We start from the raw sequence: 17345 nt of genomic DNA on the forward strand, positions 1-17345 counted from the left end.
AATCCGACGTGCAGTGCCGTGACGTCAACGCCGTGCGATGCCAGTTCCTCACGCACGACGTCGGTTTGGGCCCAGGAGGCGGCCTTGGCCGCTGCGTAGGCACCGAAGCCCTCGGGGTGGAGCCAGGCCAACACCGACAGTACGTTCAATACGGCTGCAGGCGCGTTGGCGATCAGGTGCGGTGCGAATGCACGGGTCACCGCCAGGGTCCCGTAGTAGTTCGTGTCCATTTCCGCACGGATGTCGGCCATCGGCGCCGACAAGACCCCTCCGGGGGTGTAGACCCCGGCGTTGTTGACGAGCAACGTGACATCGGTGGCTGCCTCGGCGGCGGCATCGATGCTTGCCTGGTCGGTGAGATCGATATGCAGTGGCACGACGCCGTCGAGAGTGACGCTATCGGGGTGGCGTGCGGCGGCGTAGACCTTCGCCGCACCGCGGGCGAGCACTTGTTCGGCGAAGTGCCGACCAAGCCCCCGGTTCGCACCGGTCACCAAGACTACCGAACCTTCAATCTTCATGGCGTGCCCTACTTTTCGCTCGGCATGATGAGTGGCTTGTCGGTGCGCAAGGCGTCCAGGGTCTTGCGGTCGAGATTCAACGTGGCGCCGACAACGGATTGTGGGGTGAGGCCGAGCCATTGGTTGGCCGACACATCGGTGAAGCGATCGCTGCGGAACAGTTCGAGCATGATCACCGGGTCGTCGCCGACGTTCTCGAAGTAATGGCCCATGGCGTTGGGTACGTAGCCGACGTCACCGGGGTAATAGTCGAAGGTCCTTGCCTTGCCACTCGATCCGAAGACACACATGCGGGCGTGCCCCGAGATCCAGTACTGCCACTCGTCATGGTCGGGGTGCCAGTGCATCTCGCGGACCGCACCGGGCGCCAACTCGACGTACGCTGCGGCGATCGTCGACGCGGAAGGGAAGTTGCGCGAATCGGTGATGCGCACGCTTCCCCCGGGGACCTCGATGGGGTCTTGGGCAAGCATGCGGTGACTCATCCGCTCCGCCGTGCCGACTGGGGACTGCACTGCGGTGATGTCATCGACGAGGGCGCCGGGCACGTCACCGGGGAAGATGTAGCGGCTGTGTTCGATCTCGCCGGCAGTGGGGATATTGGCGAACGATGACTCGGGCACGGCGAAGTTCTTGGCCAGGATGCGTTTAGGCGTATGGGCGAACCAGTCGGTGACTAGGAAGGTTTCGTTCTCCGAGAAGTTGCCGTCGTCGAAGACCAACAGGAACTCGCAATCCTCCAGCGCCTGAATCGAATGCGGGAAGCCGGCGCGGAAGTTCCACAGATCACCGCGGCCGATGTCGTCGATGAAGTTACGGCCGTCCGGGTCGATGGCAGCGATGCGGGCGCTGCCGGCCAGCATGAACGCCCACTCGGCTTCGCGGTGCCAGTGCAGTTCCCGGTAGGCACCCGCTTTGAGTCGCATGTTGACCCCAGCCAGGGTAGTAGCCACCGGCAACTCGCGAACCGTCGTCTCGCGCGCCCAGCCTCCGTTGAGGAGCCGATTGTGGGAGGCGGCGAACGACCACTTGAGGTTGGGCAGACTGCCCGAGTCGGTGTCCGGGGCGCCGGGGTTCTGCACCCCGATGGCCACGTTGTCTGGGCCCAGGACCGTCGCGCCCTCGTCGCCGTCGATGGTGGGTACTGCGTTGTGGGCGTTGATATCGAGGGTGGTCATATTGGGCTTCCTTCCCCTAGGCGGCAGTTGGGTTGATGAGCGGTCGTGTTGAATCGTTTGGTCGAAACCGAAATCGTCGTTTCATGCGGAGCGGGCATCGTTGCTGGCTGCCGCGAATGCGCCATTGTCGTTGCCGGCTAGAACCCAGACGCTCGATTAGCGCAGCGCCATCTCGAGATGCGTATGAGGGTCTCGGGGGCCGAAGTAGCGACGATCGGTTTCCTCGATCTCGATGTCGTTGATGCTGGCCTCACGCCGCCGCATCAGGCCCGAGTCGGTGAACTCCCACAGTTCATTTCCATAGCTGCGGTACCACTGGCCGCTTGTAGATTGCCATTCGTACTGAAACCGGACCGCGATGTGGTTGTCGGTGAAGGACCAAAGGCTCTTGCGTAATGCGTACTCGCGCTCGCGTTCCCACTTCTGGTTGAGGAAGTCGATGATCGCATCGCGGCCGGTGATGAAGTCGTCGCGGTCGCGCCATTGGCTGTCCTCGGTGTAGACGAGGCTGACCCGGTGGGCGTCCCGGGAGTTCCAGGCGTCCTCGGCCGCCTGGACCTTGATGAGGGCCGTTGCGTAGGTGAACGGCGGGAGTGGGGGGTGTGTCTCTGGCATGTGTGCGTCCTCTGAAAGGCGGTTCTGCAGTAGGTATATGCCGAGAGCGACCGTCGTGGCTAGAGATACCGGGCAACGCCCGTACTAACTACGGGTATGAACGGCTCGGGGTTGCGGATTACCGGCCGCCGACCATCGATTGCGCCGGGTGACTCTAGAGCCCGCTGTCGAATTCCACGTTGCGCAGGTCTCGGCGCGAGGCGATCCCGAGCTTGGCAAAGATTCTGCTCAGGTGCCACTCCACGGTCCGCGGGCTCAAGAACAACTGTCCGGCGATCTCAGAGGTGGTGTGACCATTGCGTGCGAGGCGGGCGATGTGACTTTCTTGCGCTGTCAATTTCACCGCCTGCCCCGCGGGGCGAGCACTGACAGCCTCGCCGGCAACTGTCAGCTCGCGCCGGGACCGGTCCGCGAAGCCCTCAACGCCCATCGCAACAAACGAGTCGTAGGCAATCCGGAGTTCAACCCGGGCGTCACGTCGCCGCCGAACCCGACGTAACCATTCGCCATACACGAGGCGGGTACGCACCGCATAAAGAGTGTAGCTGTGCTCCAGCAACTCAATGGCCTTCTCGTACAACGCCTCCGCGGAGGGGTCGTCACCGGCGACCAGCGCAGCGGAGCGAGCTGCCAGACCCAGCGCGGTATCGGTTCGGCTAGCGTCGGCGCGTTCGGTGAGACGCGCGAGGGCACCGGCGGCGATTTGCTCTTCCCCGCAGCGCGTCGCCGCTTCGATCATCTCGACCAGAATGTAGCCGTAGTACCCGGTATCGTCGAACCGCGCAGCTGCTACGCACGCTGCTAGCGCCTCGTTGTACTGCCCTAAACTGTTGTGCAGTATCGCCTTCGCGCAGAGGGCCACTGTCACCTCGCCGCCCTGGCTAAAAGCGGTGGCCTCGTCAATCGCTGACTGCAGCAGTGTGCGACACAGCTCCTCCTGCCCGCGATAAGCAGCGAGATAGGGCCGAATGGATGGCAACGGTGGCGCACCCGTCGCAGCCGTGATGGTTTCGGCTTCCGCGATCAAGTCTGCGGCCTGGTCAAAGAGTCCGTCGGTGATGCATAGCCCGGCATGCTGATACAGGGCCGCGGGCAACACGTTCAATTCGCCTGCCGCACGTAATGACTTGACCTGTCGTACAGCCAGCGTGTTACTCGTCGCCCGATCGAAGAGGTCTAGACAGACGCGGTGAGTCAGGTAATGCCAGCGCGGGTCGGTCGTCCCCGCTTCGCCTTCGCGCAGGCATTCCTGCAGAGCCTTCCTCAATAAGGGGGCCGCAGCGACGTAACCGGCGGTCAGTCGGACCACCAGACCGTCGAGAAACAAGTCGACCACCCTGGGCGGCTCCGCAGCCGCCGGGGCCAAACGTGCGGCCTCGGCGACTGATGTCAGCACGCCATGCCCGCCGTCGGGAAGTCGCCCCAGCGCCATAGCCACCAGCAGTGCCTCGAGGTAAGTCTCTCTTGCCAACGCCGGATCCAAGGGCCCTAGGCGCTCGGCTGCCGCCAGCAGCAGCGAAGGGGCGTCGCAGCCGCGATTGATGGCAAACGCCAACTTGGCCCGCAGCAGAGCTATTCGTGCACCCACGTATTCGGCGGTATTGTCCGCGGCAGCGGACACCATCAAATCCGAAGCCGCCGCTGGCGCCCCGGCGTCCAACTTTGCGTTGGCCGCATCCAGGCGACGCTCCACCCGTAGTTCCGGGTCGGGAGTCAATTCGGCCGACAGGGAGAGGAACGCCGCAGCAGCGGCGACTCCTCCCCGGGCCCGGGCCCGCTCAGAAGCCAGCAGCAGCTCAGCGGCAATCTGCTCGTCGGGCCGCGCTGCAGCCTTGGCGGCGTGCCATGCCCGATGCTCGTCTGCAGCTGCACCCGTGATGACTTGTGCCAAGGCCCCATGAACCCGGCGCCGCGCCGAGATCGGCGCGGTGCGGTAGACCGCCGACCGGATCAGCGGATGGCGGAAGCGAATCCCGCCGAACACGGTGATCAGACCCGCCTCTTCGGCAGGCCCTGCGACCGACACATCCAGACCGAGGCGCTCGGCCGCCGCCCACAACCAATCAGACCTGCCCGCCGACTCTGAAGCCGCGATCAACATCAATAACACTGTGTTGGCGGGCAATTCACGTATTCGGCGCTCAAAGCTCGACGAAATTCGTGATGCTCGCGACGTCGCGTTGGCCAAGCCATACCCCCCGGCGAGTTCCACTGGATCCAAAGCCCGGTGCAGTTCCAGCAGTGCCAGCGGGTTTCCACCCGACTCGGCGAGGAGATTCTCGCGCACACGCTCGTCCCAACGACCCGGCACCATCTCACCGAGCAGGACCCGGGCATCAGCGTCGTCGAGGCCCCCCAGTTCCAGTTCGGGTAAGCCGCTGAGTTGGCGTTCGGCGCCCAAATGCCGAACAGCGAAGAACACGGCGATCGGATCCGCCATGAGCCGCCGCGCGACCAGTCCGAGTGCATCCAGTGACGCCGCGTCCACCCATTGGGCGTCATCGACAACACAGACGATCGGGCGCTCGCCAGCGGCCTCGCCGAGCAGCGTGAGTAGGGCCAACCCCACCAGCAGCGGGTCCGGTGGCCCGCCTGTCGCAGCGTCGCGCAACCCCAAAGCTACTTGCAGTGCGTTGCTTTGAGGGTCTGGCAACTTGTCGAGGAGATCCAGGAACGGCGCACAGAGTTGCTGCACGCCGGCATAGGCCAGCTCCATCTCGGATTCGGCGCCGCTGAGGGTGATGACGCGCGCGTCGGACCCAAGCGTTAGCACGTCGGCCAATAAGGCCGTCTTACCGATGCCAGGCTCACCCCTGATAACCATTACTCCGCTGCGGCCATGTCGCATCCCGGCCAGCATGTCGGCCACCACCCGCTGCTCCCGTTTCCTTCCGATCAGAGCGCGGGTGGGACGAACGTGCATCCCCACGTGTACATCGTGTTCGCGTCGTACCCGGCGGCTGCCGATCTCAGGACTCACCGTCCGCTTTAGACGCTTGCTCGGTTTCGTCACGTTGGGACCCTTGCACTCAATGCAGCAAACTTCAGCTGCCGATCGATCAGAGACTGTCCTCGTATCGAATCCAAGCAGGCGGAAACGCCTCACATCGCGATCGGTACACGAAGTCCCGGGGTTTATACGGGTTTAGGAAGCCGGCCCCCACGGGCTCTCACTCACTCGCTCGGCGGCACCTCGTCAACTTGCTGGCTGCTCACCGGGGGCTCCGCCGCCGGGATCACCGCTCGCCTGCGCCGCCGCCCGATCGAAGTTACTGCGAGCAATCCGATGATCGACGTCACCGCGACGAAGTAGTACGGCGACATCAGGTCACCGGTCCATTCGACCAGCCAGGTCGAGACATATGGTGCGGTACCACCGGCGAGTACCGATGACACGTTGGTCCCCAGCGCCGTCGCGGTGTAGCGCACGTCTCGGGAAAACAATGGCGGGATGATCGTGTAGGTGGCGACCTGCAGAGCCGCCATGTTCGAACAGATGAGTACGAATCCGGCAGTCGCCCAGCCGAGGTGCCCTTCGCCCATCACCAGTAGACAGGGGTAGGTGAGGACGGCGTACCCCATTAATCCGATCGTTGCCACCTTTAGCGTGCCCACCCGGTCGGCCAACCGCCCTGCCAAGGGCATCAATGCCACCGCCCACAGCGTGACGGCGGCGGAAATCCAATAGACCGCGGACGTTGGGTAGCCGAGATACGTGACCATGTAGATGCTGAGAAAGGTCAGGCTGAAATAGGCAGTCCCCTGAACGCTCACCCCCAGCCCTATCGACTGGACCAGCGCCACCGGGTGGTCGCGGACGGTGGACACCAGCGGAACGCGTGGCACCACTGCGTCTCTGACTGTCGCGTCGATGTCGGGCAGCGCCCGTCGTGCTGCAAAGCAGACGAGAGCCAAGGGCAAGCCGAGCAGGAAGAGAATTCGCCAACCCCAGCTGTCGAGCTGTGCCTTGGTGAGCACACCCGTAATCGCTCCCACCGACGCCGCCGCCAGAGCGAATCCACTGTTGATTCCCATCGGAACGAATGCGCCATAACGGGCCTTTCGTCCCGACGGCGCCCCCTCCGAGATCATCGTCGCCGCGCCGCCCACCTCGCCGCCAGCGAAGAAGCCCTGTGCAACGCGAACGACGACCAGCAATGTCGGAGCGACCACTCCGACCGTCGCGTAGGTGGGTAACACGCCCATGGCGGCATTGGCGACGCCGATCCCGACCACCGTTGCGAGCAACGCACGCCGACGGCCGTACCGATCACCGAGCCAGCCAAAGAAGACGCCGCCCACCGGACGCACCACGTAGGACATCGCGAAAACCGCGAGCACGGCCAATAGCGACGCCACACCGTCGGTGGCAGGAAAGAACAACGGGGCGATGATCGTGGCCGCGCAACCGTACAGTGCATAGTCGTAGTACTCGATGAGCGTGCCCAAACCACCTGCAATGACAACCCGACGCATTCCCCGGGTCTCAATTGCCGAATTCGCTGCCGATGCCTTCAAATGCCACCCGCCCAATGGCCGTTTGGCCGCCTACCGCAGGCGCCAACGATGGGTGATCTTTGGCCGCACGTAGATCGTCGGCGCTCAGCTGACGAGGCCTCGCTCACCGCTCTGGATCCAACTGAACGCACGATGGTGCATTTGGCAAACTGCCAGACGACCAACGGCATAGCGGGATAGTAACGCTAAGATCCGAGACCTGGATCCTTGCAAAGCCGGTGGTCTTGCCCAGGGGCCCGCCCGCCCCCCGTAATTGCCGACGGACTTCACCAAGTTCAGTAGAAGTCTGTGTCCGCGTCGCATATACCTAATTCGACAGGCGGAATTCGGGAGTGAGGGGCAGGGTTGTCAGAGGCGTACCGTCCTTCGCCACGGTGGGCCGCTCACTCAGTCAAGGTGAGGGTGCCTGGTGATGAAGCGTGCTGCATTGAGCGTCATTGTCGGGAGATCCGGTGCTGATTGGCGGGCGGCACGACACTGTTGCAATCCCACGACACTGTTGCAATCCGCAGCCAACACTGCGAACTACTCTCCCAGTCAAGATGAGTGCGCATGCGCGCCAGTGATTCCTTTGTCGGGCGAGATCTAGAGCGGCAGCACTTTGCGGAACTGGTCGATGCCGCACGCAGAGGCGAAAGCCGCGTGTTGGTCGTCAAGGGTGAAGCCGGCATCGGTAAGACGGCGCTGCTGCGACACGGTCTCGTCGAATCCGCCGATGTTCGCGTCATTCATATCGTCGGCGCGGAGTCAGAGCTTGAGCTGACATACGCAGCGGTCCAGCAAGTGTGCGCGCCTCTGACAGACACGATCGGCAGGCTGCCACGAGCGCAGCGCGGTGCCCTCCGGGTGGCACTCGGCTATGACACCGGCGACGTGCCAGATCGACTGCTGGTGGGCTTGGCCCTGTTGACCCTGCTCAGCGAGGCTAGTGCCGAACGCGCCGCCGTCTGCGTGATCGACGATGCGCAATGGGTCGACGTTGCCTCACTTCAGGCGCTGGCCATCGTCGCCCGGCGGATCGCCGCCGACCGCGTCGCTATGGTCTTCGCCGTCCGCGATTCATACGACGTCCACGAACTGCATGGCTTGCCGGGAATGACACTGACCGGACTCAACCGCGTCGATGCGGGTGCGTTGCTGGCCGCCGGCCTACCCGGCCGCATTGACGAACAAGTTCTCGAGAACATTCTCGACGAGGCCCAGGGCAACCCGTTAGCCCTGCAGGAGCTGACGCAGGCCATCACCTCTGACGGCCTAGCTGGCGGGTACGGGCTCGGGCAAGTGACATCGGGTAGGAACGCCATCGAGGAGACCTACCGTCGGCGGCTTCAAGAGCTTCCATCCGACACCCAAATGCTGCTTCTCGTGGCCGCCTGTGATCCCGCCGGCCGGTCGGACTGGTTGTGGTCGGCCTCCGACCTGCTAGGTATCGACCGATCCGCGGCAAGCCCCGCAGCTGGCGAAGGTCTGGTCACCGTCGGTCCGGGAATCCGGTTCTCGCACCCACTAATTCGGGCAGTGGTCTATCACGAGGCATCAGATGCGGACCGCCGTACCGCCCACGGTGCGTTGGCACAGTCGATCGTCGACGCCCACGCCGGGGAGTACCGCGCCTGGCACCGCGCCCACGCCACGATCACCGCCAACGAGGACGTCGCCCAGAATCTGGAGAGCAGCGCGGAGCGGGCAAGTGCGCGCGGCGGCTGGGCGGCCGCTGGCGCATTCTTAGCCAAGGCCGCCGAGCTCACGCCGGACAACGATGGTCGGGCGCGACGTCTCGTGGACGCCGCACAGGCGAAACTCGACGCAGGGGCCACCGAACAAACCGCGCAACTGATTGCGCTGGCGCGGAGTCTCAGCGCAGATCCGATGATTCATGCCCGTAGCAGTACCATCCGCGCGCGTCTGGCCTATGCCACCAGCCGCGGGCGAGAGGTACCTGCCCTGCTTCTCACCGCCGCTCAACAGATGGAATCGCTTGACCCCCTCGTCGCGCGTGAGATCTATCTGAACGCCTTGAGCGCGGCCACGTTGATAGGTCGGTTCGCCGCAACCGAGCAGGATTCAGCCGCAGGGATCGCCCGAGTCGCTCGACTCGCTCCTCGGCCACCATCGACACCACGGGCGGTCGATCTGCTCCTTGAGGCCGCGATCATCCGCGTCGAGCAAGGCGCTATCGCTGCCGCGCCCATTTTCAAACAGGCACTGAGTCGATACATGCAGGATCTATCCGCTGGCCAGGTGACACATGGTGCCCTCGACTTCGTGTGGCGCCCAGCGCTGGACCTTGCCGACCACGACACCTACGACGCTTACACCACACATTTGGTGGCAACGCTGCGCGCCGCGGGCGCGTTGAGTCAGCTGCCGATCGCGCTCTACACCCGCGCAGGTTCCAACTTGTGGGCAGGAAGACTTGAGGAAGCGGCACGATTGATCGACGAAGCCGCCGTTATCGGCGCGGTGACGAGACAACCGTTGCCCAAAGGGATCCGCGCCCAACTCGGTGGCTGCTTGGGTGACGAGCAGTACTGCCACGCCTCGCTCGCCGAAACCATTTCAGCGGGACGCGAACGCGGCGAGGGCTTCGACATCACGGTCGCTCAGCATGGAACTGCCATCTTGGAGAACGGCCTCGGTCATTACGAAGAAGCATTCGCCGCGGCGTCGGCAGGTCTGCAATACGACGATTTCGGCCTCCGTGCCCTGCTATTAACCGAACTGGCGGAGTCGGCATCTCGAAGCGGCGCGAGCGAGGCCGTGCAAGACGCCTGCAGTGAGCTCGTCGAGCTCGCACGAATCAGCGGCACCTCGACCGCCCACGGCATGGCCTGCCGTGCAAAGGGGTTAGTTGACGACACCGACGCGGAAGGGGCGTTTCTGGAGGCAATCGATCACTTCGAACGCAGCCCGGTCAGGTTCTTCCTTCATCGGACACATCTCGTATACGGAGAATGGCTGCGACGCGCGAAGCGCCGCGGTGACGCGCGCAAGCATCTGCAAATTGCTTGCGATGAATTGACTTTGGCTGGCGCTAAAGGGTTCGCGCAGCGCGCGCGGAACGAACTGCGTGCGACGGGAATGGTGGTCGCAAACCACGAATCGAACACAGCAGCGGTTCTGACCACGCAGGAGCATCAGATCGCCAAGCTTGCCCGCGACGGCCACACCAACACCGAGATCGCAGCGGTACTCTTCCTCAGCCCCCGAACCGTGGAATGGCACCTCGGTCGGATCTTCACCAAGCTCGGCGTCCGAACGCGCCGAGACCTGCGCAGGATCGCGCTGGAGATCACCTGACTCTGGGTTGTCCTGCGCCCCCGGTCTTTATAGAAGATGCCGACGTCGGTGGTTGCGAGGGTAGGCATGCAGTTGCGACCGCCTTGCGGGGCCCCCTCTCGTACCCGTGCTCATCCCGGGGAACAGACAACCGGGGTCGCCCATGCTAGTTGGTACGCGCCGTCGGCTGCTTGACTCATAGCCGTGTCTGATTCCCTCGGTGCCGCCCACCACGCTCTGATCGCGGTGCTGTCATGATCGCAGGAGCCTGGCGCCGTGGATGACCACCACCGACGCCGACTGGTGATCGCACTCCCAGATTCGTATGAGTCAGCGCGCCGACGCTACGAGCTACTGGTGCCCAAACTCGATGACCTCGCGTTCGCCGGTGCCAGGTCCTGGCATCAGATGCTCCTGGTCGCCCAGGCGAACGCACCCCACGGTTTCCTTCGCTACTACCGAGACGACCTCGCAGCGACCTTTCACGGTTCGCCGTCGCGCTGGAAGGCCACCGAGTACCTGATGGGCAACTATGCGCTCACCGAGACCTTGTTTCGTCGTCAGCCGTCGACGGTGCTCAATGGTCGCCTGCGGACATTGATCTACGTTGATCCCACTGGGGTGACACGATTGACCGTCGATCAGCCCAGTCTGCAATTCGCGTCCTGTGACAGCTCGGGATGCGCTTTGGGTCAACGTCTCGACGCCTGTCTAGCTCATCTGATCGGTCTTCTCGGGGGTCAGGTTCCACAGCAACTGGCGCTCAGTGTCGGTGAACATTACGACGTTCGACCCTCGGTGCCGACACAGCGGGAGACCTCCACCCCCTCGCGCACCCCCTCGCGGAATTCGGCCGGGCAATGAGCCCGACGGCCGGACGGCGCTGAGATGTCCTGGCAGATGCACGTCGCGGCCACCTACACCCGGGTGCTGCGCAAGCCCAGGACTTACGGGTCGGTCCGCGCCGCCGCGGCCTTTCTCGCTCGACCCAAATCCGCTCCGCGACCGCCAGAAACGCTATCAGCCGACAAGAGACTTCAGTTATCCCGCACCACTTTCGGTGCCTTTCACTGCTACACGCTACAACCCAGGGACCAGGGAACCCCGGTAGCCGACTCGGGCAGCATCGTCTATCTCCACGGCGGCGGCTACGTCAACGAAATTCGCAGTGCTCATTGGAATCTCGCCGCTGACATAGCCGATGCCTGCCATCGACCCGTTCATCTCCCCATCTATGGATTGGCACCCAGACATCATGCCGTCGAGGCCAGCGGCTTCGTACAGGCGGTCATACACAGCGCGGCAACCGTCGGTCCGGTATACCTTGTCGGCGACTCTTCTGGCGGTGGGCTAGCGCTGGCCGCTGCGCAGAACTCGATGGGCGTGGTCCGGCTCGCGCTGCGCGGGATCACCCTGATCTCCCCGTGGCTCGACATCGCCTTACGCAATCCCGACGTCCACGTGGTGGCTCCGCACGATCCCTGGCTCAGCCCTCATGGACTGCGCTACATCGGGCAGAAATGGGTCGGCGACCTCCGCGACGACGACCCGCGGGTGAGCCCGCTGTTCGGCAACTCGGCCGGCCTGCCTTCCATCGACCTCTACGTCGGCACCCGAGACCTCTTCATGCCCGATTGCCGACTGCTTCGCGACCGACTCGACGAAGGCGCACTCCGTTACCACGAAGCACCGGGCGCCATTCACATCTACCCACTTCTTCCCGTTCCCGAAGGTCGCCGAGCCCGCCTGAGTCTCCTTGCCCACATGGCTGACTCGTTCACAGGGGATTAGAAACGTGCCCCGCGCCGCAAGGCGGTGAAGGGGGCGTTGACGAACGCGGTGACGCCGCTGCCCCCAGGGGGACACGCGGGAAGTTCGCTTCGCGCGTCAGGGGAAGAGCAGCAACTTCCCCGTACTGAGGCGGTCCTCCATGTCGCCGTGTGCACGCGCCGCCTCAGCCAGGGGATATTCACCACCGATCCGAATCTTGAGTCGCCCTTCGAGCACCCAGTCGAACAGCTGAGCCGTATGCGCACGCAGCAGCTCCGGTGTCGGAACGTGGTCGTTGTAGTTCGCGAAGCCGATCTTGATGCTCTTTGGCAGACTTCCAATATTGATCGGGTCTGGTCCACCGAGCACGGGCCCGTACCAGCAGAAGGTGCCCGACCGGCGTAGCACGTCGAGGGAGCCTTGAAACGTGGTCGGTCCCGAACCGTCGTAGACGACGTGCACGCCCTCACCATAGGTCAACCGACGCGCCTCCTCGGCGAAATCACCTGCAGCGTCGACGATCACGTGGTCAGCGCCGGCGTCGCGGGCCAACGCTGCCTTGCGCTCGGACGACACCCGCCCAATCACCGACCCGCCGCGCATCTTGATGATTTGCGTCAACAGCAATCCGAGACCGCCGGCAGCGGCATGCACGAACGCGATGTCGCCGGCACGGACGGGATAGAAATCCGTCGCGAAGTGACTGGCGGTCAAGCCCTGCATCATCACCGCGGCAGCGGTCCGGTCGTCGATCGCATCGGGAATGCGCACCAGCTTTGACGCAGGGATGGCGATGTGGTCGGCGTAGCTGCCTGGTGCGTACACCCAACTGACGCGATCACCGACGGCCACGTTGCCGACACCCTCACCGATCCCCTCGACCACACCCGCGCCCTCCACGCCGATCACTTGGGGATAGACCGACGGTTGGGTCCATGGCATGCCCTGTCGGACACCGATATCCATGAAGTTCACCCCGGCGAACGAGATCTGCACCAGCGCCTGGCCGGGGGCAACGACCGGGTCGGGCCACTCCGTGTATTCCAGTACGTCACGGCCGCCTGTGCCGTTCATCACCACAGCTTTCATCGGATGTTCCTTTCGATTGGAACCGGTAGGGCGGCACTCGCGGTGCCGAACACGCACGTCAGGAATGGTCTTCGCACTCATCGGCGGCTATCGCCGGGCCCGCAGACAACCCCGGCGACCCACGGCCAGGGTGTGCACCAGTGTTCGGGTGAACGGTCATCGGCGTCGCCACGTGGCCTGCGTGCCATGGTGATTTCGACTGGCGTTCGCGCCGGGCGATCAAGGCGTCACGTATCCCTGTGGGCACGGTGAGGCCCACCGCCATACACGCGACTACCACCGCGGCCGTGGCCCCGTCGGCAGCGATCGCCGAGATCACCGTCGAGGATGCCTTCGAGGGCAACTGCACCAGGCCGGCCAACGCGCGAAAGACATAAATTCCGGGGACCAATGCAACGACTGCAGCGAATCCAACTGCAGCGAAGGGGAACCGGTGAAAGTAGGCGACCGCACCAAGGACGATTCCCACGAACGCACATGAGACCAGGGCTGCCGTGCCAAGACTTCCGTGAGCGACGTTGAGCACCCACCAGTGCAGCGCGTGCGCCGTGGCGCCCACGGTCACCGGCCAGACGATGAACCGGTACGGCATGGAGTAAAAGATGGGAAAGCACGCAGCGGCAATCGCGGCGCCCACGACGTCGGCAAGCAACGCGTCATGCGGGCCGGGACTGTCCAGCTGGAGACTCTGCCCACCAACGCCGAGACCTACGATGAGTCCAGCCGCGATCGCCGACAACACCAGCATCGCGTAGCTCAATCTGGCGACTCCGAGCGCCACTCGTAGGCCCAGCAGGTCCATCGCGCCCATCAGAATGTGCGGCCCGGGGACGAGAACGATTGCAGGACAGATGGCTACGAGCCCAAGAGCGGTATGCGGGTCGAGGCGGCTTGCGACCACCCCCGCGATTCCCGCTACCAGGGCGGCCGCGAATGACTGCCCCAATATGCCCACGCCGGCGCGGAGCAACGCTCGGCGAACGAGGCCACCGAGACCCGCCACCGCTGCCACCATCGCCACCACGGACCAATGCGGTGCACCGTAGACCAAGGACAACCCGGCAGCTCCAGCCGCGCACGCAACGACGAAGACCGGGGTTCGCGCCGGCGGCACATTAGCCGCTGCAGACAGAACCGCCCTGAGCTCTCGGCTGCCCGCCACACCACGCTCGATGTCGTCGACTGTCCGCATCACCGCCGCAACCCGGCGCATATTCATGTCGATCGGTTGCGCGGCCACGAGCTGCATCGGTCGGTCGGTATGGGTGTCCCTGACGAACACAGCGTCCCAGGTCGGAATCAAGGTGGCGGCCGAACCCAGCCCCCTGTTGAGACGGTCAACAGCTACTAGCGTCATCGCTGTGGACTGACCGTTGGCGTGCAGCACGCAAGCTGTCTGCAAGATGAGTTCCCGCTCGTCGATCGGCTCCGCCGACGTGTCCACGCACCACCTCCTTCGGCTTCACGCGCGAATCGTCTCGTAGCTGTGCATCAGCGCACCGAGTCTCCCGCGCTGAATGGAGTATGTCGGTGTGCGCCGCTCAACAAACCCGGATAAACCACGGGCGGTAGGTCGGGAGACCCGCCACTGGGCCGACTCCGCCGCACCTGGGCGGGCGAAGAGAGACCGTGCCACGGTGGCCCCGTGACCGATCTTCATGCCTCCTCGGAGCCACCGTAGGTCGCGACGATAGAGCGGAGGGTAGGAAGATCATCGATCAGCTCGGCTAGCGATCGCCGATAGGTCAGCGCACTCACGGAGATGGCCCCGGTGGGCATGGTCGGTGACGCCATGAAGATCGGCACCGCTATGCAGTTGATCCCTTCTTCGTTCTCCCGATCCTCGGTGGCGTAGCCACGCTCCCGGCTGCGGCTGAGTTCGGCAGCCAGGTCGTCGAGGCTGGTTTTGGTACGCGGTGTGCGAACCTCGAGTTCGCCTGCGTTGAACCAGCGTTGCACGGAATCATCGTCTGGCAGCGAGTAACTGAGCAGTACCTTCCCGACTGCCGTCGAATGCGCTGGGTTCCGTCCTCCGACGGTCGAGGTCAACCGCACTGCGCCGACAGTCGGGTCCACCTTGGCGCGATACACGACCGTCCGACCGTCGAGCACCGCGTAGTGCGCTGTTTCGCCGTAGTGCGCCGCTAGCGCCTCAAGTATCGGCTGAACCCGGATGTGGTCGGGCCTCGCCTCGTGATTGGTGAAGGCCAGGCGCAGAAATTCATCGCCCAGCACGTAGCTTCCCCGGCCGGACGTCGCGGCGAAGCCCGCCCGCCTGAGCGCAGTCAGAGCTCGGTGAATGGTGGGCTTCGGTGAATCCAACGCCCGCGCAAGCTCGTCCAGTCCCACCCCTGCCGGATGCAGTGCCACTTCTCTGAGCACTGCGAGAACCCGATCCGAACCCACCAGAGACGAAACGGCTCGGTCGTCACCATCGGTTGCCATGTCGACAAACCTAGCGGCAAACCGATCGTTCAAACCCTGGCATGATTCCATTTATCGCGATAGTGTTCCTATTACTGGAATATATAAGGGTGTCAGGCTCATTCAGCACGACAACCTGATCGAAATGGAGGCCCAGGATGACGAGTACGGGACATGTGCGCACCGCGGTGATCACCGGCGGCGCCAGCGGTCTGGGACTCGCGGCAGCGCTACGCTTGCGCGCGGACGGCGTGAAAGTCGTGACGGTCGACCTGTCCAGCGACGCGGACCTCATCGTCGACGTCACCGACTCCCACGCTGTCAACGCGGCTGCAGAGCGCGTCGGGCCGGTTGACATCCTCATCAACAGCGCAGGCATTGTCGGGCCCAACAAGCCGCTGACCGAGATCGGCGACGACGAATGGCAGCACACCTTCAGCGTGAACGTCAACGGCACATTCAACCTATGCCGAGCGCTGGCACCCGGGATGAAAGAGCGCGGGTGGGGTCGCATCGTCAACTTCGCGAGTATGGCGGGTAAAGACGGCAATCCGAACATGTCGGCCTACTCCGCTTCCAAGGCGGCGGTGATCGCCCTGACCAAATCCCTCGGCAAGGAGCTGGCACCATTCGGCGTTCTCGCCAACGTCATAGCGCCTGCAGTCATCGACACACCGATGAACGCCACCACCGCCCGTGCTGTCTTGGACCACATCACCGGGCTGATCCCCATGAAGCGAGTGGGGCGGCCTGAAGAAGTGGCCGAACTCGTCGCGTGGATGGCCTCGGACAAGTTGAGCTTCTCCACGGGAGCGGTCTACGACATCAGCGGTGGTCGCGCGACGTACTGAAGCTAGGAGAGAGCGAAACCGGCTGGCTGAAAACCTCTTTGGGCCTTGGTTGCAAAGGCCGATCGGTAGACCAACCGACGTAGGCCGGCGCCGCTATCGAGGGCCGCCAGCGCCGCGCCCGCCACCGGGTGTCCACACGCGACCTCCGACGGCCCGGGCTATCTCATTGGCAGCCTCCAAGACGATGGCGCCGAACTCCGGCACTCGCCATGCCGGCATCTCCGATTTCAGACCGGTGATGCTGATAGCGCCCAAAGGTGCTCCGCCGGAAGCCTGAAAGGCTGCGGCAAGACAGAAGACTCCCTCGTCGTCTTCTTCGTCATCAAGGGCATAACCCCGCTCTCTGACGGCCTCGAGGTCGCGGAGGAGAACTTCGACGTCGGTGATGGTGTTGCGGGTACGCCGAGGTAAGCCGGTTTCGTCGATGATCCGCCGCACTTGCTCCTCCGGGAGGCAGGCCAAGATCGACTTCCCCGCAGCACTCACATGCGGGAGCTCCCGGATCCCCAGCGGGGTGAAGAAGCGGATCACCCCCGGGGCGTCAACCCGGTCCTCGAACACCGGATGACCATCGATGTGAGAAGCGATACGCGAGGTCCAACCGGACCGCTCGGTGAGAGCGCGAGCCACGGGGCGGGCAATCTCCAACCAGGGCAACGACTCTCGGTGACCATCGGCGAGACGCACCACCGCGGGGCCGAGCCGATAGCGTGGCCCACGATCAAAAGCCGTGACGTAATCGAAGTCCACCAACGTCCTGAGTAGCGACAGTACCGTGCTCTTGGTGCCCCCGATCTGGCCAGATGCCTCGGTGAGGGACAGCCCCTCTGCGCCGGCGGCGGCCAGCGCATCCAGTAGCCGTAACGCCCGCGATAGTCCCTGGAGTCCGTTTCGGGCAGGTTGGGCATCGTTGCCGGACCGATCGGCATTCGGCTCAACAGAACGCTGGGTTGTCATGACGAACAGGTTACCAACGCAACCAAAACCAGACAATTGCATCGATAGCTGGGAACGAACGGTTGACAGCCACTTGCGTAGGTCCTAGATTTTGTCTATCAGAACAGCTGTTCGGCTCATCCGAACATTTCTTGGGAGCATCT

General features: G+C 63.9%; 13 protein-coding genes. 4 read left to right on the forward strand and 9 right to left on the reverse strand.

Features of this window, described 5'->3' with window-relative positions; genetic code table 11:
* The 5 genes from ABW137_RS05120 to ABW137_RS05140 form a co-directional block, all read right to left on the reverse strand.
* On the reverse strand, nt 1-521 hold a 521-nt coding region (locus ABW137_RS05120; RefSeq protein ID WP_526397545.1), incomplete at its 3' end, for an SDR family NAD(P)-dependent oxidoreductase.
* A gap of 8 nt (nt 522-529) precedes the next feature.
* On the reverse strand, nt 530-1699 hold the full coding sequence (locus ABW137_RS05125) for a cupin domain-containing protein (RefSeq protein ID WP_526397547.1): 1170 nt from the start codon (nt 1697-1699) through the stop codon (nt 530-532).
* 156 nt (nt 1700-1855) lie between these two features.
* Complete coding sequence (locus ABW137_RS05130; RefSeq protein ID WP_526397549.1) at nt 1856-2314, reverse strand: DUF1348 family protein; 459 nt, start codon at nt 2312-2314, stop codon at nt 1856-1858.
* 154 nt (nt 2315-2468) lie between these two features.
* Nucleotides 2469-5237 (reverse strand): helix-turn-helix transcriptional regulator, encoded by a 2769-nt coding sequence (locus ABW137_RS05135; protein WP_526397611.1) that lies wholly within the window; start codon nt 5235-5237, stop codon nt 2469-2471.
* A 251-nt stretch (nt 5238-5488) separates the two neighbouring features.
* Nucleotides 5489-6763, reverse strand: coding sequence for an MFS transporter (locus tag ABW137_RS05140; RefSeq protein WP_526397551.1), 1275 nt, complete (start codon nt 6761-6763; stop codon nt 5489-5491).
* Nucleotides 6764-7384: 621 nt separating this feature from the next.
* On the opposite strand from ABW137_RS05140, the gene ABW137_RS05145 reads away from it, so the two are divergent.
* The 3 genes from ABW137_RS05145 to ABW137_RS05155 all read left to right on the forward strand — a co-directional run bounded on the left by ABW137_RS05145 (nt 7385) and on the right by ABW137_RS05155 (nt 11902).
* Entirely contained in the window at nt 7385-10132 is a 2748-nt protein-coding gene (locus tag ABW137_RS05145; RefSeq protein ID WP_526397553.1) for a helix-turn-helix transcriptional regulator, read from the forward strand.
* Nucleotides 10133-10387: 255 nt separating this feature from the next.
* Nucleotides 10388-10975 carry a DUF302 domain-containing protein gene (locus ABW137_RS05150; protein WP_526397555.1) on the forward strand — a complete coding sequence of 196 codons (588 nt, stop codon included), beginning with the start codon at nt 10388-10390 and terminating at the stop codon, nt 10973-10975.
* A gap of 24 nt (nt 10976-10999) precedes the next feature.
* Nucleotides 11000-11902 (forward strand): alpha/beta hydrolase, encoded by a 903-nt coding sequence (locus tag ABW137_RS05155; protein ID WP_526397557.1) that lies wholly within the window; start codon nt 11000-11002, stop codon nt 11900-11902.
* Nucleotides 11903-11998: 96 nt separating this feature from the next.
* On the opposite strand, the gene ABW137_RS05160 is transcribed toward ABW137_RS05155, so the two are convergent.
* The 3 genes from ABW137_RS05160 to ABW137_RS05170 all read right to left on the reverse strand — a co-directional run bounded on the left by ABW137_RS05160 (nt 11999) and on the right by ABW137_RS05170 (nt 15415).
* Entirely contained in the window at nt 11999-12970 is a 972-nt protein-coding gene (locus tag ABW137_RS05160; RefSeq protein WP_526397559.1) for a quinone oxidoreductase family protein, read from the reverse strand.
* Between the two features lie 58 nt (nt 12971-13028).
* Nucleotides 13029-14414 (reverse strand): threonine/serine exporter family protein, encoded by a 1386-nt coding sequence (locus ABW137_RS05165; RefSeq protein WP_526397561.1) that lies wholly within the window; start codon nt 14412-14414, stop codon nt 13029-13031.
* Between the two features lie 212 nt (nt 14415-14626).
* Nucleotides 14627-15415: an IclR family transcriptional regulator gene (locus ABW137_RS05170; protein ID WP_526397563.1), complete on the reverse strand. Its 789-nt coding sequence runs from the start codon at nt 15413-15415 to the stop codon at nt 14627-14629.
* A 137-nt stretch (nt 15416-15552) separates the two neighbouring features.
* On the opposite strand from ABW137_RS05170, the gene ABW137_RS05175 reads away from it, so the two are divergent.
* Complete coding sequence (locus tag ABW137_RS05175) at nt 15553-16245, forward strand: SDR family NAD(P)-dependent oxidoreductase (protein ID WP_526397565.1); 693 nt, start codon at nt 15553-15555, stop codon at nt 16243-16245.
* Between the two features lie 93 nt (nt 16246-16338).
* On the opposite strand, the gene ABW137_RS05180 is transcribed toward ABW137_RS05175, so the two are convergent.
* Nucleotides 16339-17202: an IclR family transcriptional regulator gene (locus tag ABW137_RS05180; RefSeq protein ID WP_526397567.1), complete on the reverse strand. Its 864-nt coding sequence runs from the start codon at nt 17200-17202 to the stop codon at nt 16339-16341.
* Nucleotides 17203-17345 lie beyond the last annotated feature (143 nt).

Origin of the sequence: Mycobacterium sp., assembly GCF_040509115.1 — a bacterium.
Lineage (GTDB): Bacteria > Actinomycetota > Actinomycetes > Mycobacteriales > Mycobacteriaceae > Mycobacterium.

What these genes read in the sequence shown, in the direction of transcription:
- ABW137_RS05125 (WP_526397547.1), bottom strand. Translation starts at nt 1,699, where the DNA reads ATGACCACCCTCGATATCAACGCCCACAACGCAGTACCCACCATCGAC.
- ABW137_RS05135 (WP_526397611.1), bottom strand. Translation starts at nt 5,237, where the DNA reads ATGCACGTTCGTCCCACCCGCGCTCTGATCGGAAGGAAACGGGAGCAG.
- ABW137_RS05130 (WP_526397549.1), bottom strand. Translation starts at nt 2,314, where the DNA reads ATGCCAGAGACACACCCCCCACTCCCGCCGTTCACCTACGCAACGGCC.
- ABW137_RS05175 (WP_526397565.1), top strand. Translation starts at nt 15,553, where the DNA reads ATGACGAGTACGGGACATGTGCGCACCGCGGTGATCACCGGCGGCGCC.
- ABW137_RS05180 (WP_526397567.1), bottom strand. Translation starts at nt 17,202, where the DNA reads ATGACAACCCAGCGTTCTGTTGAGCCGAATGCCGATCGGTCCGGCAAC.
- ABW137_RS05145 (WP_526397553.1), top strand. Translation starts at nt 7,385, where the DNA reads ATGCGCGCCAGTGATTCCTTTGTCGGGCGAGATCTAGAGCGGCAGCAC.
- ABW137_RS05170 (WP_526397563.1), bottom strand. Translation starts at nt 15,415, where the DNA reads ATGGCAACCGATGGTGACGACCGAGCCGTTTCGTCTCTGGTGGGTTCG.
- ABW137_RS05160 (WP_526397559.1), bottom strand. Translation starts at nt 12,970, where the DNA reads ATGAAAGCTGTGGTGATGAACGGCACAGGCGGCCGTGACGTACTGGAA.
- ABW137_RS05155 (WP_526397557.1), top strand. Translation starts at nt 11,000, where the DNA reads ATGTCCTGGCAGATGCACGTCGCGGCCACCTACACCCGGGTGCTGCGC.